Origin of the sequence: Micromonospora sp. DT44 (assembly GCF_049841635.1) — a bacterium.
Taxonomy (GTDB): Bacteria; Actinomycetota; Actinomycetes; order Mycobacteriales; family Micromonosporaceae; genus Micromonospora.
The window spans coordinates 168,399-192,401 of record NZ_JBNCKS010000003.1 but is presented as its reverse complement, the minus strand read 5'-3'; the positions used below and the strand labels follow the sequence as shown (position 1 = coordinate 192,401).

At 71.2% G+C, this 24,003-nt stretch carries 23 protein-coding genes and 1 pseudogene; 13 read left to right on the top strand and 11 right to left on the bottom strand.

All coding sequences use genetic code 11. From position 1 onward, the window contains the following. Nucleotides 1-158: 158 nt before the first annotated feature. The 5 genes from ACLQ25_RS03430 to ACLQ25_RS03410 all read left to right on the top strand — a co-directional run bounded on the left by ACLQ25_RS03430 (nucleotide 159) and on the right by ACLQ25_RS03410 (nucleotide 4,394). Nucleotides 159-1,073 carry an ABC transporter ATP-binding protein gene (locus ACLQ25_RS03430; protein ID WP_357126191.1) on the top strand — a complete coding sequence of 305 codons (915 nt, stop codon included), beginning with the start codon at nucleotides 159-161 and terminating at the stop codon, nucleotides 1,071-1,073. Beyond that, on the top strand, nucleotides 1,066-1,971 hold the full coding sequence (locus tag ACLQ25_RS03425; RefSeq protein WP_425728946.1) for an ABC transporter permease: 906 nt from the start codon (nucleotides 1,066-1,068) through the stop codon (nucleotides 1,969-1,971). The genes ACLQ25_RS03430 and ACLQ25_RS03425 overlap by 8 nt, the downstream gene beginning before the upstream one ends. Continuing rightward, nucleotides 1,971-2,885 carry an ABC transporter ATP-binding protein gene (locus ACLQ25_RS03420; RefSeq protein WP_425728944.1) on the top strand — a complete coding sequence of 305 codons (915 nt, stop codon included), beginning with the start codon at nucleotides 1,971-1,973 and terminating at the stop codon, nucleotides 2,883-2,885. The genes ACLQ25_RS03425 and ACLQ25_RS03420 overlap by 1 nt, the downstream gene beginning before the upstream one ends. Before the next feature lie 68 nt (nucleotides 2,886-2,953). Beyond that, nucleotides 2,954-3,664: an ABC transporter permease subunit gene (locus tag ACLQ25_RS03415; protein WP_425728942.1), complete on the top strand. Its 711-nt coding sequence runs from the start codon at nucleotides 2,954-2,956 to the stop codon at nucleotides 3,662-3,664. An 85-nt stretch (nucleotides 3,665-3,749) separates the two neighbouring features. After that, nucleotides 3,750-4,394 carry a hypothetical protein gene (locus tag ACLQ25_RS03410; RefSeq protein WP_425728940.1) on the top strand — a complete coding sequence of 215 codons (645 nt, stop codon included), beginning with the start codon at nucleotides 3,750-3,752 and terminating at the stop codon, nucleotides 4,392-4,394. Nucleotides 4,395-4,441: 47 nt separating this feature from the next. Here the strand turns inward: ACLQ25_RS03410 and valS are convergent, their stop codons facing one another. From valS to ACLQ25_RS03390, 4 genes are read right to left on the bottom strand one after another with little or no spacing between them, the layout of a single operon-like run. Continuing rightward, nucleotides 4,442-7,006, bottom strand: a complete 2,565-nt coding sequence (gene valS, locus ACLQ25_RS03405; protein ID WP_425728938.1) for a valine--tRNA ligase — start codon at nucleotides 7,004-7,006, stop codon at nucleotides 4,442-4,444. A gap of 56 nt (nucleotides 7,007-7,062) precedes the next feature. Then, complete coding sequence (locus ACLQ25_RS03400) at nucleotides 7,063-10,869, bottom strand: ABC transporter ATP-binding protein (RefSeq protein WP_425728936.1); 3,807 nt, start codon at nucleotides 10,867-10,869, stop codon at nucleotides 7,063-7,065. Nucleotides 10,870-10,906: 37 nt separating this feature from the next. Further along, complete coding sequence (locus tag ACLQ25_RS03395; RefSeq protein ID WP_425728934.1) at nucleotides 10,907-11,416, bottom strand: methylated-DNA--[protein]-cysteine S-methyltransferase; 510 nt, start codon at nucleotides 11,414-11,416, stop codon at nucleotides 10,907-10,909. After that, complete coding sequence (locus tag ACLQ25_RS03390; RefSeq protein WP_425728932.1) at nucleotides 11,413-12,885, bottom strand: DNA-3-methyladenine glycosylase 2 family protein; 1,473 nt, start codon at nucleotides 12,883-12,885, stop codon at nucleotides 11,413-11,415. The genes ACLQ25_RS03395 and ACLQ25_RS03390 overlap by 4 nt, the downstream gene beginning before the upstream one ends. A gap of 310 nt (nucleotides 12,886-13,195) precedes the next feature. On the opposite strand from ACLQ25_RS03390, the pseudogene ACLQ25_RS03385 reads away from it, so the two are divergent. Together ACLQ25_RS03385 and ACLQ25_RS03380 are read left to right on the top strand one after the other, a co-directional pair. After that, a pseudogene (locus ACLQ25_RS03385) lies at nucleotides 13,196-13,708 on the top strand (hypothetical protein); the annotation flags it as partial. Between the two features lie 250 nt (nucleotides 13,709-13,958). Then, the gene (locus tag ACLQ25_RS03380; RefSeq protein WP_425728930.1) at nucleotides 13,959-14,693 is read left to right on the top strand and encodes a Type 1 glutamine amidotransferase-like domain-containing protein; all 735 of its coding nucleotides are present in this window, start codon (nucleotides 13,959-13,961) and stop codon (nucleotides 14,691-14,693) included. A gap of 7 nt (nucleotides 14,694-14,700) precedes the next feature. Here the strand turns inward: ACLQ25_RS03380 and ACLQ25_RS03375 are convergent, their stop codons facing one another. Next, a complete protein-coding gene (locus ACLQ25_RS03375) occupies nucleotides 14,701-15,042 on the bottom strand; it encodes a hypothetical protein (protein WP_425728928.1) in 342 nt (113 codons plus the stop codon). A 109-nt stretch (nucleotides 15,043-15,151) separates the two neighbouring features. Between ACLQ25_RS03375 and ychF the strand changes: the two genes are divergently transcribed. Further along, complete coding sequence (ychF, locus tag ACLQ25_RS03370; RefSeq protein WP_425728926.1) at nucleotides 15,152-16,237, top strand: redox-regulated ATPase YchF; 1,086 nt, start codon at nucleotides 15,152-15,154, stop codon at nucleotides 16,235-16,237. A 65-nt stretch (nucleotides 16,238-16,302) separates the two neighbouring features. Here ychF and ACLQ25_RS03365 read toward each other — a convergent pair whose 3' ends face one another. Beyond that, nucleotides 16,303-17,118: a DUF6193 family natural product biosynthesis protein gene (locus ACLQ25_RS03365; RefSeq protein ID WP_425728924.1), complete on the bottom strand. Its 816-nt coding sequence runs from the start codon at nucleotides 17,116-17,118 to the stop codon at nucleotides 16,303-16,305. A 198-nt stretch (nucleotides 17,119-17,316) separates the two neighbouring features. On the opposite strand from ACLQ25_RS03365, the gene ACLQ25_RS03360 reads away from it, so the two are divergent. After that, nucleotides 17,317-17,709: a hypothetical protein gene (locus ACLQ25_RS03360; protein ID WP_425728922.1), complete on the top strand. Its 393-nt coding sequence runs from the start codon at nucleotides 17,317-17,319 to the stop codon at nucleotides 17,707-17,709. 34 nt (nucleotides 17,710-17,743) lie between these two features. On the opposite strand, the gene ACLQ25_RS03355 is transcribed toward ACLQ25_RS03360, so the two are convergent. Beyond that, on the bottom strand, nucleotides 17,744-18,112 hold the full coding sequence (locus ACLQ25_RS03355) for an ArsR/SmtB family transcription factor (protein ID WP_425728920.1): 369 nt from the start codon (nucleotides 18,110-18,112) through the stop codon (nucleotides 17,744-17,746). A gap of 96 nt (nucleotides 18,113-18,208) precedes the next feature. Here ACLQ25_RS03355 and ACLQ25_RS03350 point away from each other — a divergent pair, with 96 nt between their 5' ends. From ACLQ25_RS03350 to ACLQ25_RS03340, 3 genes are all read left to right on the top strand, one after another. After that, nucleotides 18,209-18,640: an ArsI/CadI family heavy metal resistance metalloenzyme gene (locus ACLQ25_RS03350; protein ID WP_425728918.1), complete on the top strand. Its 432-nt coding sequence runs from the start codon at nucleotides 18,209-18,211 to the stop codon at nucleotides 18,638-18,640. A 120-nt stretch (nucleotides 18,641-18,760) separates the two neighbouring features. Then, entirely contained in the window at nucleotides 18,761-19,522 is a 762-nt protein-coding gene (locus tag ACLQ25_RS03345) for a class I SAM-dependent methyltransferase (protein WP_425728916.1), read from the top strand. An 87-nt stretch (nucleotides 19,523-19,609) separates the two neighbouring features. Continuing rightward, nucleotides 19,610-20,173: a hypothetical protein gene (locus tag ACLQ25_RS03340; protein ID WP_425728914.1), complete on the top strand. Its 564-nt coding sequence runs from the start codon at nucleotides 19,610-19,612 to the stop codon at nucleotides 20,171-20,173. On the opposite strand, the gene ACLQ25_RS03335 is transcribed toward ACLQ25_RS03340, so the two are convergent. The 4 genes from ACLQ25_RS03335 to ACLQ25_RS03320 form a co-directional block, all read right to left on the bottom strand. Then, entirely contained in the window at nucleotides 20,135-21,442 is a 1,308-nt protein-coding gene (locus ACLQ25_RS03335) for an MFS transporter (RefSeq protein ID WP_425728912.1), read from the bottom strand. The genes ACLQ25_RS03340 and ACLQ25_RS03335 overlap by 39 nt on opposite strands. Nucleotides 21,443-21,588: 146 nt before the next feature. Continuing rightward, nucleotides 21,589-22,320, bottom strand: a complete 732-nt coding sequence (locus tag ACLQ25_RS03330) for a class I SAM-dependent methyltransferase (protein WP_425728910.1) — start codon at nucleotides 22,318-22,320, stop codon at nucleotides 21,589-21,591. A 219-nt stretch (nucleotides 22,321-22,539) separates the two neighbouring features. After that, the gene (locus tag ACLQ25_RS03325; RefSeq protein WP_355050625.1) at nucleotides 22,540-22,902 is read right to left on the bottom strand and encodes a PH domain-containing protein; all 363 of its coding nucleotides are present in this window, start codon (nucleotides 22,900-22,902) and stop codon (nucleotides 22,540-22,542) included. Nucleotides 22,903-22,942: 40 nt separating this feature from the next. After that, the gene (locus ACLQ25_RS03320) at nucleotides 22,943-23,251 is read right to left on the bottom strand and encodes a 4a-hydroxytetrahydrobiopterin dehydratase (RefSeq protein WP_425728907.1); all 309 of its coding nucleotides are present in this window, start codon (nucleotides 23,249-23,251) and stop codon (nucleotides 22,943-22,945) included. 183 nt (nucleotides 23,252-23,434) lie between these two features. Between ACLQ25_RS03320 and ACLQ25_RS03315 the strand changes: the two genes are divergently transcribed. Further along, on the top strand, nucleotides 23,435-23,875 hold the full coding sequence (locus ACLQ25_RS03315; protein WP_425728905.1) for a (deoxy)nucleoside triphosphate pyrophosphohydrolase: 441 nt from the start codon (nucleotides 23,435-23,437) through the stop codon (nucleotides 23,873-23,875). Nucleotides 23,876-24,003 lie beyond the last annotated feature (128 nt).

Below are 24,003 nucleotides of genomic sequence, written 5' to 3'. Positions count from 1 at the left end.
CAACAAACTACCTAAAATAGACAGAAAGCGATGGCCGCCACGCCAGTGGCAGCCATCGTTTAACACCAGTCACCTAGGGGTACGGCGCCGCGAGGATCAGGGGAGCGCCGGGGGCGCGCCGGTGTCGACCTGGGGCATCGACTCCCTACGCTGGCCTGGTGACACTGATCGCGACCCAGTCGCTCACCAAGACGTACGGAGGTCGGGTCACCGCGCTGACCGACCTCACCGTCGCCGTCGAGCCCGGGATCATCGGCCTGGTGGGGGCGAACGGCGCCGGCAAATCCACCTTGATCAAGATTCTGCTCGGCCTGATCGCCCCGACGAGCGGGCAGGTTTCGGTGCTCGGCATCGACCCGACGACCGAACCGGCGGCGGTCCGCGCCCGCGTCGGCTACATGCCCGAGCACGACTGCCTCCCACCCGACCTGTCCGCCGCCGAGCTGGTCACCCACCTCGGGCGGATCAGTGGCCTGCCGCGCACGGTGGCCCGCGAGCGCGCCTCCGAGGCGCTGCGTCACGTCGGGCTCTACGAGGAGCGCTACCGGCCGGTGGGCGGCTACTCCACCGGCATGAAGCAGCGGGTCAAGCTGGCCCAGGCGCTGGTGCACGACCCCGACCTGCTGTTGCTGGACGAGCCGACCAACGGTCTGGACCCGGCCGGCCGGGACGCCATGCTGGCGTTGGTGCACCGGATCGGCACCGAGTTCGGCATCTCCGTCCTGGTGTGCTCGCACCTGCTGGGCGAGGTGGAGCGGATCTGCGACACGCTGATCGCCATCGACGGTGGCCGGCTGCTGCGGGCCGACCACATCTCCGCGATGACCTCGGCCACCGACGTGCTGGCCGTCGAGGTCAGTGAGGGCACCGAGGAGTTGGCCGCCCGACTCACCGCGCTCGACCTGCCGGTGGCGCGCGACGGCCGGCTGCTGCTCGTACCGCTCGCCGACGACAGCACCTACGACCTGATCCTCGGCGCGGTCGCCGAACTGGACCTGCCGCTGCACCGGCTGGACCAGCGCCGGCACCGGGTGGCCGAACTCTTCGCCACGAGGGAGCTCACCCATGCCTGAGCCGTCATCCGCCGTCCGGTCCGCGCCGGCCGGTGTCATCCACGACATCGGCTACCAGCGCTACGAAGGCCCCCGCCTGGGCCGCCGGCACGTCTTCGGCGCGCTCTACCTGCACGGGCTGCGCACCATCTTCGGGCTCGGCCGCAGCGCCAAGGCCAAGATCTTTCCGTGGTTGGTGATCGGCATTGTCACCCTGGTCGCGGTGGCCCTGGCCGCCGTACGCAGCCAACTGGGTGAACCGGTCGCCACGTACGCCCAGTTCGCCGACGCGATGAGCTGGCTGGTCCTGTTCTTCGTCGCGGTGGCCGCTCCGGAGCTGGTCTCCCGCGACCTGCGCAGTGGTGTGCTGCCGCTCTACTTCTCCCGCCCCCTGCCGCGCGCCGACTACGCGATCGCCAAGCTGCTGGCGCTGATCACCGGCCTCTGGCTGCTGCTCGGTGGACCGCAACTGATCATGTTCCTGGGTGCCGCGTTCACCACCAAGGACGGCCTGAAGGGCGTCTGGAACGAGCTGCTCGACCTGCTCCCCGGCCTGCTCTACGCCGGGCTGTGGGCGGTGGTCTTCGCCTCGGTGGGGCTGCTCGTCGCGTCGCTGACCGGCAAGCGCGCGTTTGCCGCCGGTGGGGTGGTCGCCGTCTTCCTGATGACCACCCCGATCGTCGGGGTGCTGAGCATCCTGCCGTCGCGGACGGCCAACGAGCTGGCCGGGCTCGCCTCGCCCACCACCCTGGTCCAGGGGGTGGGCATCTGGTCGCTCGGTGACCTGCTGGTCCCCGACAACCAGGGCGGCGGCCTGCCGATCGGTGGGTTCGGCCCGGTCTACGCCCTGGTGGCGGCGCTGCTGGTCGCCGGGGCGACCACCCTCCTGCTGGCCCGCTACCGGAAGGTCGCCTCCTGATGAGCAGCACCCTGAGCCTGACCGGGGTGTCCCGGTGGTACGGCAACGTGGTGGCCGTCAACGACATCAGCATGGTCCTCGGCCCCGGGGTGACCGGTCTGCTCGGCCCGAACGGCGCCGGCAAGACCACGCTGCTGCACATGATGGCCGGATTCCTCTCCCCGTCGCGCGGCACGGTGACCCTCGACGACGAGCCGACCTGGCGGAACCCCGCCGTCTACCGCCGGCTGGGCCTGGTCAGCGAGCGGGAGGCGGTGCAGAGCTTCCTCACCGCGTACGAGTTCGTGCTCGCCAGCGCCAAGCTGCACCGACTGGCCGACCCGGCGGCGGCGGCCCGACGCGCCATCGACCTGGTGGAGTTGGAGTCGGCGCAGGACCGCCGGATCGGCACGTACTCCAAGGGCATGCGACAGCGCGCGCGGGTGGCCGCGGCGCTGGTGCACGACCCGCAGGTGCTGCTGCTCGACGAGCCGTTCAACGGGATGGACCCGCGTCAGCGGCTGCACATGATGGATCTGCTGCACTCCCTGGGCGACTCCGGCCGGACGATCCTGTTCAGCTCCCACATCCTGGAGGAGGTCGAGCAGGTCTCCGGCACGGTGCAGGTGATGGTGGCGGGCCGGCTGGCCGCCTCCGGCGACTTCCGGACCATCCGCCGGCTCATGACCAACCGGCCGCACGTCTTCGCGGTGCGCTCGACCGACGACCGGGCGCTGGCCGTCGCCCTGATCGCCGAGCCGTCGGTGAGCGGCGTCGAGCTGGACCGCGCCGGCCTGACCGTGCGCGCCGGCGACTACGGCGCCTTCACCCGGGCGCTGCCCCGGATCGCCCTGCGTCAGGGCATCCGGGTGCGTCAGTTGGTGCCGTCCGACGAGTCCCTGGAGAGCGTCTTCTCCTACCTGGTGGAGGCCTGAGGTGAGTGCGAGGAGTGAACGAGCGCAGCGAGTGAGCCCCGCAGTCACGAACGAAAGAGGCTGAGAACATGTCGACCATTACCTGGATCACCGCGCGCGGGCTGTTCGGCCGGCGGCGGTTCCTGCTGTTGCTCCCTCTGCCGCTAGTGCTGCTCGGCCTGGCCGTCCTCTGCCGTTCGCTGGGTGTGGACCCCCGCCAGTGGGGCCCGCCGGTGCTGGTCGGCCTCGGCCTGGCGGTGGTGCTGCCGGTGGTGGCCCTGATCATCGGCACGGGCGTGCTGGGCGCGGAGATCGACGACGGCACGGTCGTGCACATCCTCACCAAGCCGCTGCCGCGCTGGCAGATCGTGCTGCCGAAGCTCGCGGTCGCGACCGGGGTCACCGCGGTCACCGTCGCGGTGCCGCTCTACGTCGCGGGCGTGCTCGCCGATTCGGTACGCCTCGGACTGGCGCTCGCCGCCGCGTCCGCGCTCGGCGCGCTGGCGTACTCGGCGCTGTTCCTGGCGCTCAGCCTCCTCACCCGGCGTCCGGTGCTGCTCGGCCTCGTCTATGTGCTGATCTGGGAGGGGCTGCTGGGTAACTTCGTCAGCGGCACGAAGGTGCTCTCCATCCAGCAGTACGTGATCGCGCTCGCCGACCGGCTCGCCCCCAGCGGGCTGCTGGAGACCAGCGTGTCGGTGCCGGTGGCCGGCGTGATGACCGCGCTGGTGAGCGTCGGCTTCACCGTGCTGGCGATCGACCGCCTGCGCTCGTTCAGCGTGGCCGGCGAGACGAGCTGAGGCGTGCGGAGTCCGGCCAGCCCTCCGGCGACGGGTAGGGCTGGCCGGATGGACCGGGCGGGTCCCACCGACGAGGCTGGTGGACGTGACTGTTGAAGCGGAGCGCAGACCCTTGGCTGACCCGTACTCCCGCAGTAGCCGGGCGTGGCTGATCAGCCTGGCCGTTGCCGGCCTCGCGTCCGCGACGGTCGCGACGGCCGCCCAGGGCAGTGGCCGGTTCCACTGGTGGGCCGGCTTCATCCTGATCCCGGCCGCGCTGATCGCGGCCAGCGGCGGCCCGCTGCTGGCCCGCGGCGGTGGTCGCGCCTTCGCCGGTTACGTCGTCGCCTGCGTCGGGGCACTGGCATTCGTGGTGGGCGCGCTGCTGATGTTCGGTGCGATGGGTAAGGGCTGGCCACTGCTTGTGGTGCTGCCCTGCCTGGCGGTGGCCGGCACGTACGGCTGGCATGCGGGCCACCCGCTGGCCCGTGGTCTGCACCGCGCGGTGGCGCTGCTCGCACTGACCGGCGCGCTGGTCGGTGTGACCCTGCAACTGCTCCACGCCCGGGTGATCCACCTGGGGACGGGCTGGTGGGGCGCGTTCATGATGGTCGCCGGGGTCATCGTGCTGGGCAACGCGGCTGAGCTGGCCCGGCACCGGATGCCGTACCGGCTCCAGGCGATCACCCTGCTGGTCGGGCCCTCCGTGGTGGCCTTCCTGCTCGGCCTGCGCTTCCTGCGCGGCTGGTGACGGCCGGTCCGCCGCCGCCCCCGGGGGGTGGGCGGCGGCGGACCCGGTCAGAAGGCGCAGGCGATGACGAGTTCCGGGGTGCGGTCCGGCAGCAGGTCGAGCTTGCCGATCCGGCCCGCCGCCCGCAGGTCGTCGGCGACCAGGGTGAGCTGCTCCAGCAGCGCCGCCGGGCCCAGCGCCTCGGCCAGCGGCACCTCCGCCTTCATCGACAGCTTCCGCTCCGACTTGGCCCGCCGCACCTGGCCCAACGCGTCCCCGGCCAGCCGCAGCAGCGCGGGCTCGCCCGCCCCCTCGATCGCGCGGGCCACCTCGTAGGTGGTGGGCCAGGGCGCGCGGTGCACCGACCCGTACCGCCACCACGACCAGATCTCCTCGGTGACGTACGGCAGCACGGGGGCGAACAGCCGTAGCTGCACCGACAGCGCCGAGGCCAGCGCCGCCCGCGCCGAGTCGGCCGCCGCTCCCGTGCCGTACGCCCGTTCCTTGACCAACTCGATGTAGTCGTCGCAGAACCGCCAGAAGAACGCCTCGGTCACCTGGAGGGCGGCCGTGTGGTCGTACCCGTCGAAGGCCGTGCTCGCGGCGCTGACCACCGTGCCCAGTTCGGCGAGCATGGCGCGGTCGAGCGGGGCGGTCGCCGCGGCGCGCAGCGCGTCCGCGGCGCCCAGGCCGAGGGCGAACTTCGACGCGTTGAGCAGTTTGGTGGCCAGCCGGCGGCCGACCTTGATCTGCGCCGGGTCGAAGGCCAGGTCCATGCCGGGCTTGCCGCTGGCCGCCCAGTAGCGCACCGCGTCGGAGCCGTGCTGCTCGAGGAGCGCGAGCGGGGTGACCACGTTCCCCTTGGACTTGGCCATCTTCTTGTGGTCCGGGTCGAGGATCCAGCCCGACAGGACGGTGTCCCGCCAGGGCAGCACCCCGTGCTCGAAGTGCGAACGGACCACGCTGTCGAAGAGCCAGGTCCGGATGATCTCCTGCCCCTGCGGGCGAAGGTCCATCGGGAAGACCTGCGCGAACAGCTCCGGGTCGGTCTCCCAGCCGCCGACGATCTGCGGCGTCAACGACGACGTGGCCCAGGTGTCCAGCACGTCCGGGTCGCCGATGAAGCCACCCGGCCGCCCACGCTGCGACTCGTCGAAACCGGGCGCCGGGTCACTGGACGGGTCGACCGGCAGCGCCGACTCATCCGGCGTGAGAGGGTGGGACCAGTCCGGCTCGCCAGTGTCGTCGAGCCGGTACCACACCGGCACCGGCACTCCGAAGAAGCGCTGCCGGCTCACCAGCCAGTCGCCGGTCAGGCCACCCACCCAGTTGTCGTAGCGGTGTTTCATGTGCGCCGGCACCCAGTGCAGCTCCGCGCCCCGGCCCAGCAGCGTCGCCCGCAGTTCGGCGTCCCGTCCGCCGTTGCGCAGGTACCACTGGCGCGTGGAGACGATCTCCAGTGGCCGGTCGCCACGTTCGTAGAACTTCACCGGGTGGGTCACCGGACGCGGCTCGCCGACCAGGTCACCCGCGTCGGCGAGCATCCCGACGATCTCCCGGCGCGCGCCGTTGACGGTCTGCCCGGCCAGCCCCGCGTACGGCGCCGCGGGCACCCCGGCCGGCGGCTCCGGCAGCAGACGACCGTCCCGGCCGATCACCACCCGGGTGTCCAGCTGTAGCTCACGCCACCAGGTCACGTCGGCGAGGTCGCCGAACGTGCAGACCATGGCGATGCCGGTGCCCTTCGCGGGATCGGCGAGCGGGTGGGCGCGCACCGGCACCTCGACGTCGAACAGCGGGCTGCGCACGGTCGCGTCCACCAGGTCGGCGTACCGCTCGTCGTCGGGGTGGCAGACCAGCGCGACGCAGGCCGGCAGGAGCTCCGGCCGGGTCGTGTCGATGAGCACCTCGCGCCCGCCGGGCCCGGCGAACCGCAGCCGGTGGTACGCCCCGGGACGTTCCCGGTCCTCCAATTCGGCCTGGGCGACCGCGGTGGCGAAGCCGACGTCCCACAGTGTCGGGGCCTCCGCCTGGTACGCCTCACCCCGGCGCAGGTTGCGCACGAACGCCCGCTGGCTGGTGGCGCGGGCCACCCGGCCGATCGTCGTGTACGTCAGGGACCAGTCCACCGAGAGCCCGAGCCGCCGCCAGAGGGCCTCGAAGACCTGCTCGTCGGCGACCGTCAGCCGCTCGCACAGCTCGATGAAGTTGCGCCGCGAGATCGGCGTCGGGTCGCGGCGGGCGGCATCGTCGACCGGGGTGGCCGGCGGCCGCCACACCGGGTCGTACGCCAACGCCGGGTCGCAGCGCACCCCGTACACGTTCTGCACCCGACGCTCGGTGGGCAGCCCGTTGTCGTCCCAGCCGATCGGGTAGAAGACCGCCTTGCCCCGCATCCGTTGGTAGCGGGCGACGGTGTCGGTGTGCGTGTACGAGAAGACGTGCCCCATGTGCAGCTCGCCCGATACGGTCGGCGGCGGGGTGTCGATGGAGTACACGTCAGGCCGCTGCTTCGAACGGTCGAACGCGTACGTGCCCTCCTCCTGCCAGCGCTGCGCCCAGCGCTCCTCGAGCCCGTCCAGACTGGGACGCTCGGGAACGCCGGCGCGGGCCGTCCTCGCCGTATCGGTCATCTGCCGATCGTAGGCATCAGCCGGGTGCCGGGCCACGGAGTTGCGCATCGCCGGTCCTACACGAGCGAGTCGCGCCACTGCCGGTGCAGGGCCGCGTACCGGCCGCCGGACCCGACCAGCACGGCCGGCGGGCCGTCCTCGACGACCTTCCCGCCGTCGACGACGAGCACCCGGTCGGCGGTCTCCACCGTGGAGAGACGATGTGCGATCACCAGCGCCGTCCGGTCCCGCAGGATGGTGCCGAGCGCGCGCTGCACCAGCCGTTCCGTCGGCACGTCCAGCGACGACGTCGCCTCGTCGAGGATCAGCACGGTCGGGTCGGCGAGGAACGCCCGGGCGAACGCGACCAGTTGTCGCTGGCCGGCGGAGAGCCGCCCGCCGCGCCGGTGCACCTGGGTGGCGTACCCGTCGGGCAACGCGGCGATGAACTCGTGCGCGCCGATCGCCTGGGCGGCGGCCCGCACCTCGGCGTCGTCGGCACTCGGCCGGCCGAACCGGATGTTCTCCGCCACCGTGCCGCTGAACAGGTGGTTCTCCTGCGTCACGAGCACCACGGCGCGGCGCAGGTCGGCGTCGCACACCGCGCGCAGGTCGATCCCGTCCAGCAGGACCGTGCCGGCGTCCGGGTCGTGGAACCGGGCCACGAGCTTGGCGATCGTCGACTTGCCCGCGCCGGTCGGCCCGATCAGCGCGACCGTCTGCCCGGCCGGCACCCGCAGGTCCAGTCCGGCGAGGATGGGGGTGTTCGCGCGGTAGCCGAACGAGACGCCCCGGAAGGTCAGCTCGCCGTGACCGGGGCCGCGCGGCAGCGGCACCGGCCAGGCCGGCTCGGCGACGCCGGGCCGTTCGTCGAGCACCCCGGCCAGCTTCTCCAGCGCCGCCGTCGCCGACTGCAACGAGTTGTAGAACTGGCTCAGCTCCTGCATCGGCTCGAAGAAGCGTCGCAGGTAGAGCAGGAACGCGGCGAGCACGCCGACCTCGGTCCGCCCGCCGAGCACCCGCCACCCGCCGTAACAGAGCACGACCGCGACCGTGAGGTTGCCGATCAACTTGATCGCCGGCGAGTACGTGGCGATCAGCCGGAACGCGTGCAGGCTCGCCCGCCGGTAGTCGTCCCCGAGCGTCACGAAGATTCGCTGGTTGCGCGGCTCCCGACGGAACGTCTGCACCGCCCGGATACCCCGCATCGACTCGACGAAGTGCACGATGACCAGCGCGACGGCCTCCCTCGTCCGCCGGTAGGCGGTGGCCGAAGCCCGGGCGAACCAGCGGGAGAGCCAGAACAGGAACGGGAACGCGAGCAGCGTCACCGCGGCCAGTGGCAGGTCCAGCCAGAGCAGGATGGCGGCCACCGACAGGATCGACAGCGCGGCCAGCACCAGGCTGTCGATTCCCCCGTCGACCAACTCGGCGATGCTGTCCAGGTCGCTGGTGAGGCGGGACACCATCCGACCCGACGTGTACCGCTCGTGAAAGCCCACCGACAGGCGCAGGAAGTGCCCGAACACCCGCTGTCGCAGGTCCAGCAGGACGGCCTGGCCGATGCGGGCGGAGAGGGTCAGGAAGCCTCGGCGGGCCGCGTACTCCGTCACGGCGGCGACGGCGAACGCCCCGGCCACGGCGACCAGCGGGGTGGCGTTCCCGGCGCGCAGCGGGGCGATGGCGCGATCGATGCCGATCATGACCAGGTACGGGCCGGCCATCGCGGCGGCGTTCTGCGCGAGCAGCAGACCGACGGCGGCGGCGAGTCGCCCCCGGTGCGGGCGCAGCAGGTCGGCCAGCAGGGCCCGGCTGTGCCGGCGCAGCCGGGCGACGGCCTCCGGGGTGTTCTCCTCGGCCCGACTCCGGTCGGCCTCCGGGTCGGTGGCCGTCCCCCGCCAGCGGGCCAGCTCCGGCTCCCCATCGGGAGGCGGATCGGCCTGCTCCGGGGTTGTCACGAGCGCACCAGGCCCCAGCCGTCCGAGGTGGACGCGCCGGGCCCCGGCGGCCCGACACCCCCCGGGCCCGGTTCCGGCTGAATCGACGGCGGCGGCCTGTTGCGCGGGTGTCGGGTCGACGGCTGCTGGGTGAGCCTGTTGCGCGGGTGTCGGCTCGGCGGCGAGCAACGCCCGGTAGGCGGGCACGGTGGCGAGCAGTTCCGAGTGCCGGCCGATCGCGACGATCCGTCCACCGTCGATCAGGGCGACGCGGTCGGCCAGCGCGATCGTCGACGGCCGGTGCACCACCAGCAGCGCGGTGCTGGCCCGCAGCACCTGCCGTAGCGCCGCCTCCACCAGCGCCTCGGTGTGCACGTCGAGGGCGGACAGCGGGTCGTCGAGCACCAGCAGCGCCGGGCGACCGAGCACGGCCCGCGCCAGGGCCAACCGCTGCCGCTGGCCCCCGGAGAGGGACAACCCCTGCTCACCCACGCGGGTGGCGAGGCCCCACGGCAGGTCGTACGCGAAATCGGCCTGTGCCAGCGCGAGGGCCGCGCGGACCTCGTCGTCGCCGGCGTCCGGGCGGCCCAGGGTGAGGTTCTCCCACACCGACATGGAGAAGAGGGTGGGCTCCTCGAACGCCACCCCGACCAGCCGGCGCAGCGAGGCCAGCCGCAGGTCGCGCAGGTCGTGCCCGTCGAGGGTGATCCGGCCGCCGGTCACCTCGTGCAGCCGGGGCACCAGCGAGAGCAGGGTGCTCTTGCCGCAGCCGGTGGCACCGACCAGGGCCAGCGTCTCGCCCGGCTCGATGGTCAGGTCGATCTCGTCCAGGACGCCCGTGGCCGCGCCCGGGTAGCGGAAGGCGACCCCTTCGAAGCGGAGCCGACCCTGGACCGCGTCCCGGCTGAGCGTGAGCGCGTCGGGAGCGTCCACGATCTGCGGTGGAGTGTCCAGCACCTCCTGGACCCGGTCGGCGGCGGTGGCGGCCTCCTGCCCGTTGGCGATGATCCAGCCCAGCGACTGCACCGGCCAGATGAGCATCAGTTGGAGGCTGGCGAACGCCACCAGTTCCCCGAGCGTGAGCACGCCCCGCGCGGCGGCGGCGGCACCGGCGACCAGGACCACCCCCAGCGTCAGGTTGGGCACCAGGTCGAGCAGCGCCGCCGTGTTCGCCAGCAGCCGGCCCTTGCCCACGCCGGTGTCGTGCAGCGTCCGGGCCCCGTCGGCGAAGCGGGCGGCCAGCTCCGGCCCTCGCCCGTACGCCTTCATGGTGCGCAGGCCCTGCGCGGTCTCCTCGACCAGCGTCGCCACGTCGCCCTGCTGGTCCTGCATCCGCCGGGACGCGGTGTGGTAGTGCCGACCGAACCGGCGGCTGATCAGCAGCAGTGGCACCGCGCTGGCCGCGACCAGCAGCCCGAGTGCCGCGTGCAGGTGGATCAGCAGCAGCACCACCACCACGTAGGTGGTCAGGTTGAGCACCAGGAAGAAGACACCGAACGACAGGAACCGGCGGATCACCGACAGGTCGCTGGTGATCCGGGAGAGCAGTTGGCCGGACTGCCAACGGTCGTGGAAACTGGCCGGCAGCCGTTGCAGGTGCGCGTAGAGGTCGGCGCGCAGTGCCGCCTCCATGCCCACCGCCGAGGACGACTGCACCCATCGACGGATGAAGATGAGCACCGCCTCGACCACGCCGAGCAGCAGCGCCAGACCACCGAGCTGAAGCAGGCCCGCAGGCTCGTGGCGGGCCACCGGCCCGTCCACCACGCGCTGCACCACCAGGGGTACGGCGATCCCGGCGGCCGTGCCGGCGAGCCCGGCGACCAGCAACCAGACGAACTCGGCGGCGTACGGCCGCAGGTAGCGACGCAGCCGCCAGAGGTTGTGCACCGGGTGGCGGCCCGCGGCGACCGGGGCGGCCCGGTCGCCGTCGCTCTCCACAGGCACTACCCGACGGTAGCGTCATTGGGTGCCCGTGTAGTTGTCAGCTTGCCGTCAACCGCCGCTCATGACCGAGAAGCCACTTCTTCACGTCCAGCCCCCAGCGGTAGCCACCGAGGCTCCCGTCGGTACGCAGCACCCGGTGGCAGGGCACGAAGAGCGCCGCGGCGTTACGCGCGCAGGCGGCGGCCGCGGCCCGCACCGCGGGTGGCCGTCCGGCCAGCGCCGCGTACCCGGTGTAGGTGACCGGCGCGCCCGGCGGCACGTCCCGCAGCACCTGCCAGGCGTACGCCATGAACTCGCCGCCGGTGTGCTGCCGTACCGGCACCGAGTCGATGGCGGCGAGATCCCCGTCCAGGTAGGACCGGACCGCCACGGTGGTCGGCCCGAGCTCGGCGCGTTGCCGTATCGGCGCTCGCAGACTCGGGTGGATCAGGGGCGGCAGCGCCTCCGGGTCGGGGGTGAAGCCGGCCGCCAGGACCTGACCGTCGTGGTCGGCGAGGATGCTCAGCGGACCGGTCGGGGTGGTCAGGACGGTGCTGTCGATGCTCATGCCGCTCTCCAGAGTCTGATCGTGGCGTAGGACCGCCAGGGGCGCCACCGTTCGGCGTGCGCGTCGAGGGTCGTGTGGGGTAGACCGAGCGCCGCCGCGCCCCGGCGGATCGCGAGGTCGCTGTCGAGGAGGACGTCCGGGTCGCCGAGGGCGCGCATGGCGAGGTAGTCGGCGGTCCACGGCCCAATCCCGGGCAGCGCGAGCAGCCGCCGCCTGGTCTCCTGACGGTCACCCCCCGGCGCGAGGTCCAACCCTCCGTCCACCAAGGCACGGGCCAGCCCCCGAACGGCGTCCCGCCGCCGCCCCGGCATCCCAAACTCCCCATCCGGCACCCCCAGAACCTCCTCCGGCGTAAGAAACCCCCGCAGGTCACCCCGTTGATCATGAAGTTGCTGTCGCGACACGCCGTCGTCGGTGGCAACAACTTCATGATCAACGCGGGTGGCCAGCAGGCGGGTCAGGGTGGTTCTCGCGGAGCGCACCGAGACCTGTTGGCCCACGATCGCGCGTACCGCCATTTCGAAACCGTCGACCGCGCGGGGGACGCGGATGCCGGGCTCGGCCGCCACCGCCGGGGCCAGGGCCGGGTCCGCCGCCAGCGTGGCGTCGACCGCCTCCGGGTCCGCGTCGAGGTCGAGCAGACGCCGGCAGCGGGCCACCGCCGGCGCGAGGTCCCGCAGGTCGGTCAGGCGCAGCGTCGCCGCCACGTGCCCGTCCGCCGGGGTCAGGGCCACCTGGCCGGGGTCGTGTGGCAACCGCAACCCCCGGCGGTACGTCCCGTCGCGTACCTCCTCGACACCCGGCAGCGCGCGCAGCGCGAGGAAGTCCAGCAGCGCGTGGGCGTGCAGCGGCGGACGGTACGCCAGCCGGAGCGTGATCGTCCCCGCCCCGATTGCCGCCAGGTGTCGGCCGTGAGCGGTCCGCAGCTCCGAGGGGGCGCTCGCGTACACCTCGCGGACCGTGTCGTTGAACTGCCGCACGCTGCCGAAGCCGGCGGCGAACGCGATCTCGGCCATCCCCAGCCCGGTGGTCTCGATGAGGATCCGCGCGGTCTGCGCACGCTGGGCCCGGGCCAGCGCGAGCGGCCCGGCCCCCATCTCGGCGCGCAGCATCCGGTGCAGGTGCCGTTCGGTGTAGCCCAGTCGGGCGGCCAGGCCCGGTACGCCGTCCCGGTCGACCACCCCGTCGGCGATCAGCCGCATCGCCCGGCCCACCACGTCGGCGCGGACGTCCCACTGCGGCGAGCCGGGCGCGGCGTCCGGCCGGCAGCGGCGGCAGGCGCGCAACCCGGCGCCCTGGGCGGCAGCGGCCGACGGGAAGAACCGGACGTTCTGCCGCTTCGGCGTGACCGCCGGGCAGGACGGCCGGCAGTAGATCCCGGTCGACGTCACGCCGGTGTAGAACCAGCCATCGAACCTCTGGTCGCGACTGTCCACCGCCCGGTAGCACCGTTCGAAGTCCATCTCCACGCCATCGATGATGCCCTGCTGCTCAAGCCGTCGGCTGGCGGAAATCAGACCTGAGTGTGCCCACCCCCGCACCCCACCCCCGCACCCCGCCCCCGCCCCGCCCGCGCCCCACCCCCGCTCCGCCCCCCGCTCCGCCCCCCGCTCCGCCCCCGCTTCTCCCGGTGATCAAGAGGTTCGCGTCACGACACGCCGTACCCCGTGACGCGAACCTCTTGATCAACAGGGCGGAGAGGTGGGGCGGGTGATTTCCGCCCGGAAGTGTCGGGCGTCCCGGGTAACGTCTCGCCACCAACTCAAGAAGGGGGCGGCGATGGCGAGCGTTGCGGGTTGGGTGGCGGCGTCGACACACGGCTCGATTCCGCCGTTGCCCCGCGCCGTGGTGCAGTCCTTCTACCGTCGGATGCGGGCCGTCGCGCCGGCCGCCGTCGGCGCCATCGAACGGGACCGGTCCGCCGACGAGGCGGAGGCGTTCGACGACACCGCCTGCGGCCGGCTGGTCCGATCGCTGGACGAGGCCGGTCTGCGGGCGCTCGGCATGTGGACGCATCACCGGTGCATGCGTTTCTACGACGACGACACGACCGTCGGCCGGCGGCTGATCGGGGAGATCGCGGCCCGGCCCAGCCTCGGCTGGACGGCGGACGAGGTGCGCTGGATGCTGCGCGAGTCGATCTCCGCAGGCCCGGCGGCAGCGGACCGGTTCACCCTGCCCCGCGCCGCGTGCGCGCAACTGCCCGCGTCGGAACGGCCGTTCGACGACCTGCCCGCCGAGATCGAGCCTCCCGTCGGGGGTGCGGCGGCGAGACGCCGGCCCGATCCGCAGGCGTCTCCGTCGGGAACGTCGAGCGTCACCGCCGACCCGGCCAACGCGCGACCCCCTCTCATTCCCCGGCAACGCCGCGCCGGCTGAGCAGGTTGAGCCGACGGCCCGCCGGCTGAGCGAGTTGGGCCGATGGCCCGCCGAAAGATCGACGGAGGTCGGGCAGGTCGACGCGCCCGAACGCGGACAGCCCTTGGACAATGATCGACTACGGCAGGATGGAGGGCAGAGCACACCGACGGAAGGATCGCTCATGCCCTCCAGCGAACCCACCATCCTCGCCACCAGCATGGGCTTCTTCCGTGGTGACCGGGGGCCGTCCGACCTGCGTCCCGGCCCGATCTTCGAGTTGGCCGCCGAGTTGGCCGAGGCCGGTCCGCAGCCACGGATCTGCTACCTCGGGCAGGCCGTCGGTGACCAGCCGACCTCGTTCACCGCTGTCTACGGTGCGTTCGCCGACACGCGGTTCCGTCTGTCGCACCTGGCGCTGTTCCCGATGCCGAACGTCGACGACGTCCGAGCCCACCTGCTCGCACAGGATGCGATCTGGGTGGGCGGCGGCAGCGTCGCCAATCTCGTCGCGGTCTGGCGGGTGCACGGGCTGGACGAGATCCTGCACGAGTGCTGGCAGGCCGGTGTGGTGTTGGCCGGTGTCTCGGCCGGCTCGATCTGCTGGCACGTGGGCGGCGCCACCGACAGCTTCGGGCCCCGTCTGCGGGGCTACACGGAGGCGTTGGGTTGGCTGCCGTACGGCAATGGCGTGCACTACGACAGCGAGAGTCAGCGCCGGCCGCTGATGCACGAGCTGGTCGGCGACGGGACGCTGCCGACCAGCCACTGCACCGACGACGGCGTCGGCCTGGTCTACCGGGGGACCCGGCTGGTCGAGGCGGTCGCCGACCGCGAGGGCGTCTCGGCGTACGAGGTGAGTCGTCGCGCGGACGGCAGTGTGCGGGAAGAGGTCATCGCGCCCCGCCTGCTCCGGTGAGCGCCGGTCAGACCCGATCCTCGAACGCGGCGCACACGGTCGCCCGCACCTGCTGCCCCTCGATGGCCCGCAGCAGCTCCCGGGCCAGGGCGATCTGCTGCGCCTCGTCGACCGACCGGTCCATCGGCGTCACCTCCACCCGCCACCGGAAGTGGAGATAGCCGTCCTCGTCGGTGGCGGGCCGCGGGTCGGCGCCCTCGTTGGTGTTGATCTCCAACAGGTTGCCCCGGACGTCGACCGAGTCCCGGCGGTAGGGCTTCGCGTCGGGCACCCGGGCTCGGATCAGGTCGAGCAGCTCCGCCGCCGTCGGCGGGCCGTCGACCATGATGAGGAACTGCAACGTCGGCACGTCTGCCACCTTGGCAGACGCGCTGAGGAGCGACCAGGGCCGCGTTCGGCCCGGTGGAATCGGAGCCACGTGGACCGGTCCGCTCGGCACCGGCGTAAGCTGGCTCGTCGTGAGTCTCACCATCGGCATCGTCGGCCTGCCCAACGTCGGCAAGAGCACGCTTTTCAACGCGTTGACCAAGAACGACGTGCTGGCGGCGAACTACCCGTTCGCCACCATCGAGCCCAACGTCGGCGTGGTCGGGCTGCCCGACGAGCGGCTGGGCAAGCTCGCCGAGATCTTCTCCTCGCAGAAGGTGCTGCCGGCTCCGGTGTCGTTCGTCGACATCGCCGGCCTGGTGCGCGGCGCGTCGAAGGGGCAGGGGCGGGGCAACGCGTTCCTGGCCAACATCCGCGACGCCTCCGCCATCTGCCAGGTGGTCCGGGCCTTCTCCGACCCGAACGTGGTGCACGTCGACGGCAAGGTCTCGCCGGCCGACGACATCGAGACGATCAACACCGAGCTGATCCTCGCCGACCTGCAGACCCTGGACAAGGCGCTGCCCCGGTTGGAGAAGGAGGCCAAGCTCCGCAAGGACCGGTCCGCCGCGGTCGCCGCCGCGAAGCAGGCCATCGAGGTGCTCGACGGCGGCACCACCCTCTACTCCGGGGCCGCCGCCGCGAAGATCGAGCTGGAGCACCTGCGCGAGCTGCACCTGCTCACCACCAAGCCGTTCCTGTACGTCTTCAACGTCGACGAGGCCGAACTCGCGAACGAGGCGTTCCTCGACGAACTGCGTGCCCTGGTCGCCCCCGCCGAGGCTGTCTTCATGGACGCCAAGATCGAATCCGAGCTGGTGGACCTGCCCGAGGAGGAGGCCCGCGAGCTGCTGGAGTCGATCGGCCAGAACGAGCCCGGCCTCAACCAGCTCGTCCGCGTCGGCTTCCGTACGCTCGGGCTCCAGACGTACCTCACGGCCGGCCCCAAGGAAGCACGAGCCTGGACCGTTCCGACCGGCGCAACCGCGCCGGAGGCCGCGGGTGTCATCCACAGCGACTTCCAGCGCGGCTTCATCAAGGCCGAGGTGGTCTCCTACGGCGACCTGGTCGAGGCCGGCTCGATGGCGGCGGCCAAGGCGGCGGGCAGGGTCCGCATCGAGGGCAAGGAGTACGTCATGCAGGACGGCGACGTCGTGGAGTTCCGCTTCAACGTCTGAGTCTGACCTGTCCTGGCGGGTCAAGAGGGTTGGCACCTGGTCCTGGGGCAGCCCCACTTCGACGCTTACGCCTCGTATTTTCCAGCGACGGCCGGGCCGAGGTCAGCCGGGACGTGGGCAACAGCGAGCGTGACGGCCTCTGTGGCGGTGGCTGTCTCTCCGAGAACCTCGGCGCGGCCCGAGACCCGAAAGTTTGAGCGCGAACCATGGGCACTGAGACTGACCGGGCTGGGCGAGAACGGATATCCCGTGGTGGCGGAGAAGTTCAGGACGGAGTGGCTGGTGTACGGATACAGCTGCCGTAGTCTCGGCTCGTTGTAGGCTGCCTCGATCAGCGCCCGGTAATTCGGCCAATCGGTCTCTCCGGCCCTTTGTCGAAGCCACTGCCACTCGGCCGCTACCACTTGCGCCGGGCCTTGCTCGACGACCTCGCCCCGACGGGTCAGCGCTACAAATGGCACCGTGCGCCTGATGTCGTGCAACGGCACGCCGGCACGCCAACTGTGCGCCGCTCGGACGACCTCGACCAGGTCGCCGCTGTCACCGGCGATCAACTGGATTCCCTGCCCCCACCCCCCGATTCCGAAGCGGCGTTCGTCGGTGCTCGCAATCACCGCGAGATCGTCACGAACCGCAACTCCACTCGGGACAACTGCTGATGTCAGCGGCGAGGACGTTTCCAGCGCGTGAACCCCTCCGAGCGATAGACCGTGCTGAACAGCGACGGCATCGAGAGCGGCGGCAAGACTGCCTGAGGCTGCCACTTCGGCGTACAGGTCTTCCGCCTTTTGGTGATCGCTGTGCATGCATGCATCCTGCCGCAACCCGGTGCCGGGTTCCGTCCCGCTACTGCCACCGGACGTCCCGATCTTGTCACGCATCAAGCGAGGTCAGCCTGATGGCGAGGCGTGGCGTGGCGACACCTGCTGCGCGGTGCCCATCAACAGCTCGACCCCAGTTACCTTGCCGCGCGATAACCCCGCCGCCTGCGGGTGCGAGCCCGGATGCTCCTGCTGCTCGGGCTCGCTAGAGTCCACTTTCGCCCGGCCTCCTGTCCGTCGGGCAGGACGGAGCCTGTGATGGGAAGAGGCCTGCGACTCACCGCCGCACTGGCGATCAGCTTGCTCGTGCCGATGCCCGTCGCCGGTTGCTCCCGCTACTTCCCGTGCGCGCCCCGGCCGTCCGAGGACATCAGCATGGCCGACCTGGAAGGTGTCTACACCGGTTCCGGAGGCGGACGCATCGAGCTGACCGGAGACGGGCACTACACCGCCAGCAACCTGTCGCCGGAGGTCCCGGGCGAGGCGGAAGAGGGCATGTGGACTCTCGACCTCGATTCGCCGACCACCGAGGATGTGCGGCTCGGCGATCACCAGATGTGGATCTCCGGCGACGGGGGCGAGTCCTGGCTGTACCGATTCGAAGGCGACCCGGACAGTTGCGACCTGATCGAGTTCCACAGAGAGCGTTGATCGGCGGCGTCCCAGGGGAGTCGGGCCGGCCGGCTCACGGGGTGGCAGGAGCGGCGGCCGGCAGGTCGAGCAGTACGCCGAGCTGACGGAACGCCTCGGGCTCGACCCGGTACCACACCCAGGTGCCACGACGTTCGGAGTCGACGAGACCGGCTTCCCGCAGCACCTTGAGGTGGTGGGAGATGGTCGGCCCGGACAGGTCGAACGCCGGGGTCAGGTCGCACACGCATATCTCCGGCACCGAGGCGATCATCGACATCAGTCGCAGCCGGACCGGGTCACCGAGGGCCTTGAACATCGGCGCGACGACCGCCGCCTGCTCGGCGTCCATCGGGCGGACCGCCAACGGCGCGCAGCAGGCTACCGCTTGCAGGTCTACGACCGGCAGATTCTGTTTCGGCACCCATCTATCTTGACAGGCGTCGAATCAGGCTGCGACGGTGGTGCGGCTGCTTCGAAATCTGTCTAGACAGCAGTCCGTCCCAGCAGGAGGTGTCCCATGTCCCGCGTCCAACTCGCTCTGCGCGTCTCCGACCTCGAAGGCTCGATCGGGTTCTACTCAAAGCTCTTCGGCGTCGGCCCGGCCAAGCGCCGGCCCGGCTACGCCAACTTCGCCGTCGAGAACCCGCCGCTGAAGCTCGTCCTCATCGAGGGCGAGGCCGACCAGCCCACCGCGCTGGACCACCTGGGTGTCGAGGTGTTCAGCACCGACGAGGTCACCGCCGCCACCAGACGCCTCACCGACTCCGGCCTGATCACGCTGGAGGAGAACGACACCGAGTGCTGCTATGCCCTGCAGGACAAGGTCTGGGTACGCGGCCCCGGTGACGAGCGCTGGGAGGTCTACACCGTCAAGGCGGACGCCGACACGCTCACCACGACGACCGACACCGAGTCGGTGGCCAGCGGAGTCGGCTCACGCTGCTGCTGACCACGGCAGATCTGCGCCTCCGGCGTCTTGGATGTCGGGGTGTCCGGCCGATCGGGACACCCCGACATCCAGGATCCGAGGGATGATGCGGACACCGACAGTCGAAGGACGGTGGGATCGATGGTGCTCAGCTCGTCGTTCGGTTCGGCGGCGTCCGCGTACGCCCGGCATCGCCCGGACTACGCGCAGGCCGCGGCGCGGTGGGCGCTCGAGGTCGCGCCCGGCTCGCGAGTCCTCGATCTCGGCGCCGGCACCGGCAAACTGTCCGCCACGCTGGTCGCGCTCGGTGTCGACGTCGTGGCGGTGGAGCCCGACCCGGCGATGCTCACCGAGCTGGGCCGGGCGTTGCCGACCGTACGGGCCCTCCCCGGCAGCGCGGAGGCGATCCCCCTTCCGGACGCGTCCGTCGACGCGGTGCTGGCCGGCAACGCCCTGCACTGGTTCGACATGACCGTCGCGGGGCCGGAGATCGCCCGGGTCCTGACGCCCGGCGGCATCCTGGCCGGTCTGTGGAACGTGATGGACGACCGGGTGGACTGGGTGGCAGCCCTCGAACAGGTCAGCGGGACCGCGGCCATCGGCCCGCGTGACACCTTGAGCAGTTGGCGCGCGGCTACGGCAGGCCTGCTCACGCCGGACAACGGAACTGCCGACCGGTTCGGTACGCCCGAGCAGGCCGAGTTCCCCCACGGGCAGCGCCGGAGCGTCGACTCCCTGGTCGCGACGCTCGCCACCCGGGCCGGGTTGCTGGTGATGCCGGAACCGGAGCGGACGGCCACGCTCGACCGGATCCGCGAGTTCCTGGGCGGAAGGGCCGAGACCGCCGAGGGAGACTTCACCCTGCCCATGCTGACCGGTGTCCTTCGCGCCCGCCGACTCTGACGGTCGCCGTCGGGGCCGCACGGGTTCCACGATCCGGCGCCACGCCGGCGGCTGACCTGTCGCCGCTGCTGAATACACTCCACGACCGTGACGCCTCAGGATCTACGACGGTTCGGCTTCGCCTACCTGGTGCTGTGGTTCGCGATCTTCGGTGCCGGCATGCTCGTCGGTGACGATCTGATGGTCGTGCTGGTCGATGTCATGTCCGGCATCTGGCTGCCGCTGGTCGTCGTGCTGAGTTGGCTGCCATTCGGGTCGTTCATCCTCTTCCTCTTTGCGGACTCGGCACGGGTCGACGCGCCGCCGATGCGGCAGCCCTGGCTCACCCTGGTAGCGCTGTCTGGCCTCGTGCTGGCGGGCCAGGTTCCCACCATCTTCCGCAAGGACCGGCGTTCCTCGGACGCCTACCGGCTGGCCGCCCACACCCCGGTTGGCGAAGCGCTGGTCGCCGGCCTGGTCGGTTCGTTCGGGGCCGCCCTGGTCTGGACGTTGCTGTTCCAGAGCGCGAGGTGGCTGCGCGGCAGGATCAGCGGCCAGCGCGTGCCGTTCCTGGACAACAGCTGGGGCATGCGGCCTCGGAGCAGGCGGGTCTTCGGAATGGGTGCCGCCGCGTCAGTGCTGATCGGCCTCGGCCTCGCGCTCGCCGTATGAGCGCCAGCGCCACGAGCTGGACCGGCGCGGCACTCTGACGGGACCTGGTGTAGTCCGCCGCAGCATTGCGAACCCTGCCGCGACCAGCCCGAGTGCCAGAATCGCCGTACTGGAAAGGAGCAGCGTCGGGCGGGGACCGATGGCACCGACCAGCGGGCCGCCGAGCATGGTGCCCAGAGGCACCGTGAGCACAAGCACGGCGCTGTTCGCGGCGAGTACGGAGGGGAGCTGCTCCGTCGACGCGCTGCGCTGGAACAGCGCCATCGACGTGGACATGTACGGCGCCCAGATCAGGCCCGCCAGGGCGAACGCGGGCAGGGACAGGACGACGGGCGCTCCCACGCCGAGTGGCAGCATCGCGACGCCGAACCCGATGACGATCCCGATGATCGTCGTGCGCAGCGGCCAGTGCCGGAGGTGGCCGGCGACCACACCGCCGAGGAGGCCACCGATGCCGAAGGCGGTGTAGTACACGGCGAACAGCGTCGCGGAACCTCGCAGGTCGTCGGTGACGTGCAACGGCATGGCGACGTACACCGGGCCGAACAGGAAGAAGAACGCGACGCTCAGCACCAGCAGGCCCAGCAGTGTGGGCTGACGGCGGATGAACGCGAAACCTGCGGTACGCGGGGCGCTGGGCTCGTACCGACGGATTGTTCCGGTGGCGGGTAGCGCGAGCCGATAGGTGAGCGCCAGCACCGCGAAGGTGGCGGCGTCGACGGCGATGACCCACACCGCCCCCACCCAGCCGATCAGGATGCCGGCCAGCGGAGGACCGACGATGGTGGCGAAGCCGGAGATGGTGGTGAGGACCGCGTTCGCCGGCAGATGGTGTCGCTGGGGCAGCAACTCGGCGATCAGGGTGAACCGCCCCGCCGAACCCCACGAGTGCAGGAGGGCGGATGCGGCGAGCAGGACGGCGTACAGCCCGATCGTCAGCGTGCCGGTCAGGTACGCCATCGGGATCGCGGCGAGCGCGGCGGCCCGCAGGATCGCGTCCCACCCGGCGAGCTGGGCGCCGCCGCGCCCGCGCAGCCGCCGACCGAAGGCCACCGTTCCGACAGCGCTGGGAAGGGTGTACGCGGCCACGGCGACCGCGATCCAGAGACCGTGCTGATCGGTCGGTGCGAGCTGCCGGGCCAGCCAGGGCACCGCGACCACCGCCATGCCGTCGCCGAGAGCGGACACGGCCAACCCGGGCAGTACGCGTCGCAGCAGGGGATGACTGACCACCGGCCAGTACGGCGAGGTACGCGGAAAACGAGGCATGAGAGCAGTCGACCGGGCATCGAAGTCATCCGCCAGCAGGTACTGCTGCCAGCAGAATCAGCCCAGCGCGCAACGCGCTCGTTCGGGTGTCGGGATCGGCTCGGGTCCCCCGTGGACGCCTACGCGGAACCCGAGTCGACCGACCGTTACCGCGTTCGGTAGACGGAGATGTGTGACTGACTCTCCGCCGTGAACGGCTGCCGGTGCCAGTCGGCGTACCGCTCGGTGAGCGCAAGTCCCGCCTGCCGCGCCATCTCGTCGATCTGGTGCGGCCACGCGTACCGCATGCCGAACGGCTTCAGGTGCACGCCGTTGTCGTCGAAGGTGATGGTCTGGCGGATGAAACGCTGCGCCGGCCGGTCGTACCGGTGCACTCGGATCGTCACGGAGTCCTCGGTCACCTCGCGGACCTGTATCTGCTCGTCCGCGTCGAAACCGCGCTCGTCGGGAACGAACGTCTCGATGACGAACGCCCCGCCGGGCGACAGCACCCGGGCGACGTTCCGGAACAGGTCCGCCTGCCGCTCGGCGTCCACCAGGTTGAACAGCGTGTTGAAGACCAGGTACGCCAGGCGGAACGGGCCCTCTACGCCCACGTCCGCCATGTCACCGACGACCGTGGGGATCTGGTCGCCACCGGGCTTGGCCCGCATCAGCGCCAGCATCTCCTCGGACGCCTCGATGCCGTGCACGCTGAGGCCGCGCTCGGCCAGTGGCAGTGCGACCCGGCCGGTGCCGATCGCCAGTTCCAGGACCGGACCGCCGTCGGCCAGATCGGCCAGGAAGTCCACGGCGGGCGCCGGGTCGGGGTTGCCGGGGCTGTCGTATCCGGCAGCCCACAGCCGGCCGAAGAGGCCGGGATCGTCGAGGACCGACATCAGCGGCCTCCGGGGTTGTGCTCAGTGACGCGCGTCCTCTGGAGAGCAGTTCTGCTCACGAAGCCTCGTTTCCTCAAGTCGAATGACGTTCGGTCGGGGGGACTTCGTCGTGTTGGGCATGGCACTGCTCCCTTCGGGTGGCTGTGCACCGAGGACACCAGAGACGCCGGGAGCCCGGCAAGGCATTTACGCCCGCCGGGCTCCCGGTCGGAAAGATCGTCAGGAGATGTGGTGCAGGATCACGTTGTGCACGTGGTGGCTCTTCTGCGCGCCGCGGAACTCCACCTCGTACGTGTGCGTGCCGACGTGGATCGCGATCGCGCCGGTGGAGAAGAACGACCCACCCCAGGACTTGTTGCTGACCACGCTCACGCTGGTGATCTTCGAGTACGGGATGCTGGTGATCGCATACCGCTTACCGACGAAGGAGCGGTCCTGGATGATCACGCGCCGGTCGGTCAGCCCGATGAACCCGGTGCCGGTGCCGACGGCGTCGTAGACGGCGATGATCTGCTCGCCGTCGAGCAGCCCACTCTCGATCTGCTGGACCTGCTCCTTGCGGTCGTACGCGATGTTCGCCATGCGATCCAGGTTAGGAAACGGGTGCCACCGCGCCGGCTCGTCAGGACTCGGTGACCGCCCGGTAGGCGTCCTCAATGCGGGCGGCCAGCAGGACCTCACCCTCGGTCAGGGGCTCACCGTTACCGTGCCCCACCCGGATCAGGGTGCTGTCGGACCGGCGGCTTATCTCGGGACGCAGGTGCAGGGCGTCCGCCACGACCTTGACCCGTTCAGTCAGGGCCGCGTGTTGGGTATCGTCGATCACCAGCTTGCGCCGGATCTGCTCACCGTCCCGCGTCCAACCAGATAGCAAGGTCAACGCGTCGGAAAGGTAGTCGTGTTTGGCTCGGCTGCTGAACAGCACGCGCATTACCGCACCCCCCAAGCGCCGTTGCCGGCTTGTGGCCAAATCGTCGCCATCCCGTGTCTTGTCGGTGCCTTCTAGTCTGTCGTCGCTCGGTAGGGGTGTCCACGCCCACACTTCCGTGTTCTATTGGCCTAGCGGACGGTGTCGGTACCCAAACCGCCGATTGATCTGGCACCGTGGACGCCCGTGCAGACCGAACGGGCTAATGGTGACGGGCAGGCCCCCCGACGAGACCTGAAGGTGATCGTGGGAGCGGCGATCATCCGGGACGGACGGGTGCTCGCCTGTGCGCGCTCCGCCCCGCCGGAGGTGGCCGGCATGTGGGAGTTCCCTGGTGGAAAGGTCGAGCCGGGGGAGGGCGAGACCGAGGCGCTGATCCGGGAGTGCGCCGAGGAGCTGGCCGTACGCGTCGAGATCGGTGTTCGGGTCGGCCGCAACGTCCGGATGGCCCATGGCCGCTCGGTGCTGAAGGTGTACGCCGCCCGCCTGCTCCACGGTGACGAGCCGCAGGCGCTGGAGCACCAGGCGCTGCGCTGGTTGACCGCCGACGAACTGGACTCGGTCACCTGGCTCCCCGCCGACGCCCCCATCGTGGCCGCCCTAAGCCCCCACCTAAAAACCCCCTAACCCCGGGCCCCCGGCCCCGACCCTCGCCGAGCCCTGTTGATCATGAAGTTATTGCCACGACGCGCCGGCGGGAAGGGCAATAACTTCATGATCAACGAGGTCAAGGGCGGGGGAAATGGGGCGAGGGC

What these genes read in the sequence shown, in the direction of transcription:
- ACLQ25_RS03425 (WP_425728946.1), top strand. Translation starts at nt 1,066, where the DNA reads ATGCCTGAGCCGTCATCCGCCGTCCGGTCCGCGCCGGCCGGTGTCATC.
- ACLQ25_RS03420 (WP_425728944.1), top strand. Translation starts at nt 1,971, where the DNA reads ATGAGCAGCACCCTGAGCCTGACCGGGGTGTCCCGGTGGTACGGCAAC.
- ACLQ25_RS03415 (WP_425728942.1), top strand. Translation starts at nt 2,954, where the DNA reads ATGTCGACCATTACCTGGATCACCGCGCGCGGGCTGTTCGGCCGGCGG.
- valS (WP_425728938.1), bottom strand. Translation starts at nt 7,006, where the DNA reads ATGACCGATACGGCGAGGACGGCCCGCGCCGGCGTTCCCGAGCGTCCC.
- ACLQ25_RS03395 (WP_425728934.1), bottom strand. Translation starts at nt 11,416, where the DNA reads ATGAGCATCGACAGCACCGTCCTGACCACCCCGACCGGTCCGCTGAGC.
- ACLQ25_RS03380 (WP_425728930.1), top strand. Translation starts at nt 13,959, where the DNA reads ATGCCCTCCAGCGAACCCACCATCCTCGCCACCAGCATGGGCTTCTTC.
- ACLQ25_RS03365 (WP_425728924.1), bottom strand. Translation starts at nt 17,118, where the DNA reads ATGCGTGACAAGATCGGGACGTCCGGTGGCAGTAGCGGGACGGAACCC.
- ACLQ25_RS03360 (WP_425728922.1), top strand. Translation starts at nt 17,317, where the DNA reads ATGGGAAGAGGCCTGCGACTCACCGCCGCACTGGCGATCAGCTTGCTC.
- ACLQ25_RS03350 (WP_425728918.1), top strand. Translation starts at nt 18,209, where the DNA reads ATGTCCCGCGTCCAACTCGCTCTGCGCGTCTCCGACCTCGAAGGCTCG.
- ACLQ25_RS03345 (WP_425728916.1), top strand. Translation starts at nt 18,761, where the DNA reads ATGGTGCTCAGCTCGTCGTTCGGTTCGGCGGCGTCCGCGTACGCCCGG.
- ACLQ25_RS03335 (WP_425728912.1), bottom strand. Translation starts at nt 21,442, where the DNA reads ATGCCTCGTTTTCCGCGTACCTCGCCGTACTGGCCGGTGGTCAGTCAT.
- ACLQ25_RS03330 (WP_425728910.1), bottom strand. Translation starts at nt 22,320, where the DNA reads ATGTCGGTCCTCGACGATCCCGGCCTCTTCGGCCGGCTGTGGGCTGCC.
- ACLQ25_RS03325 (WP_355050625.1), bottom strand. Translation starts at nt 22,902, where the DNA reads ATGGCGAACATCGCGTACGACCGCAAGGAGCAGGTCCAGCAGATCGAG.
- ACLQ25_RS03320 (WP_425728907.1), bottom strand. Translation starts at nt 23,251, where the DNA reads ATGCGCGTGCTGTTCAGCAGCCGAGCCAAACACGACTACCTTTCCGAC.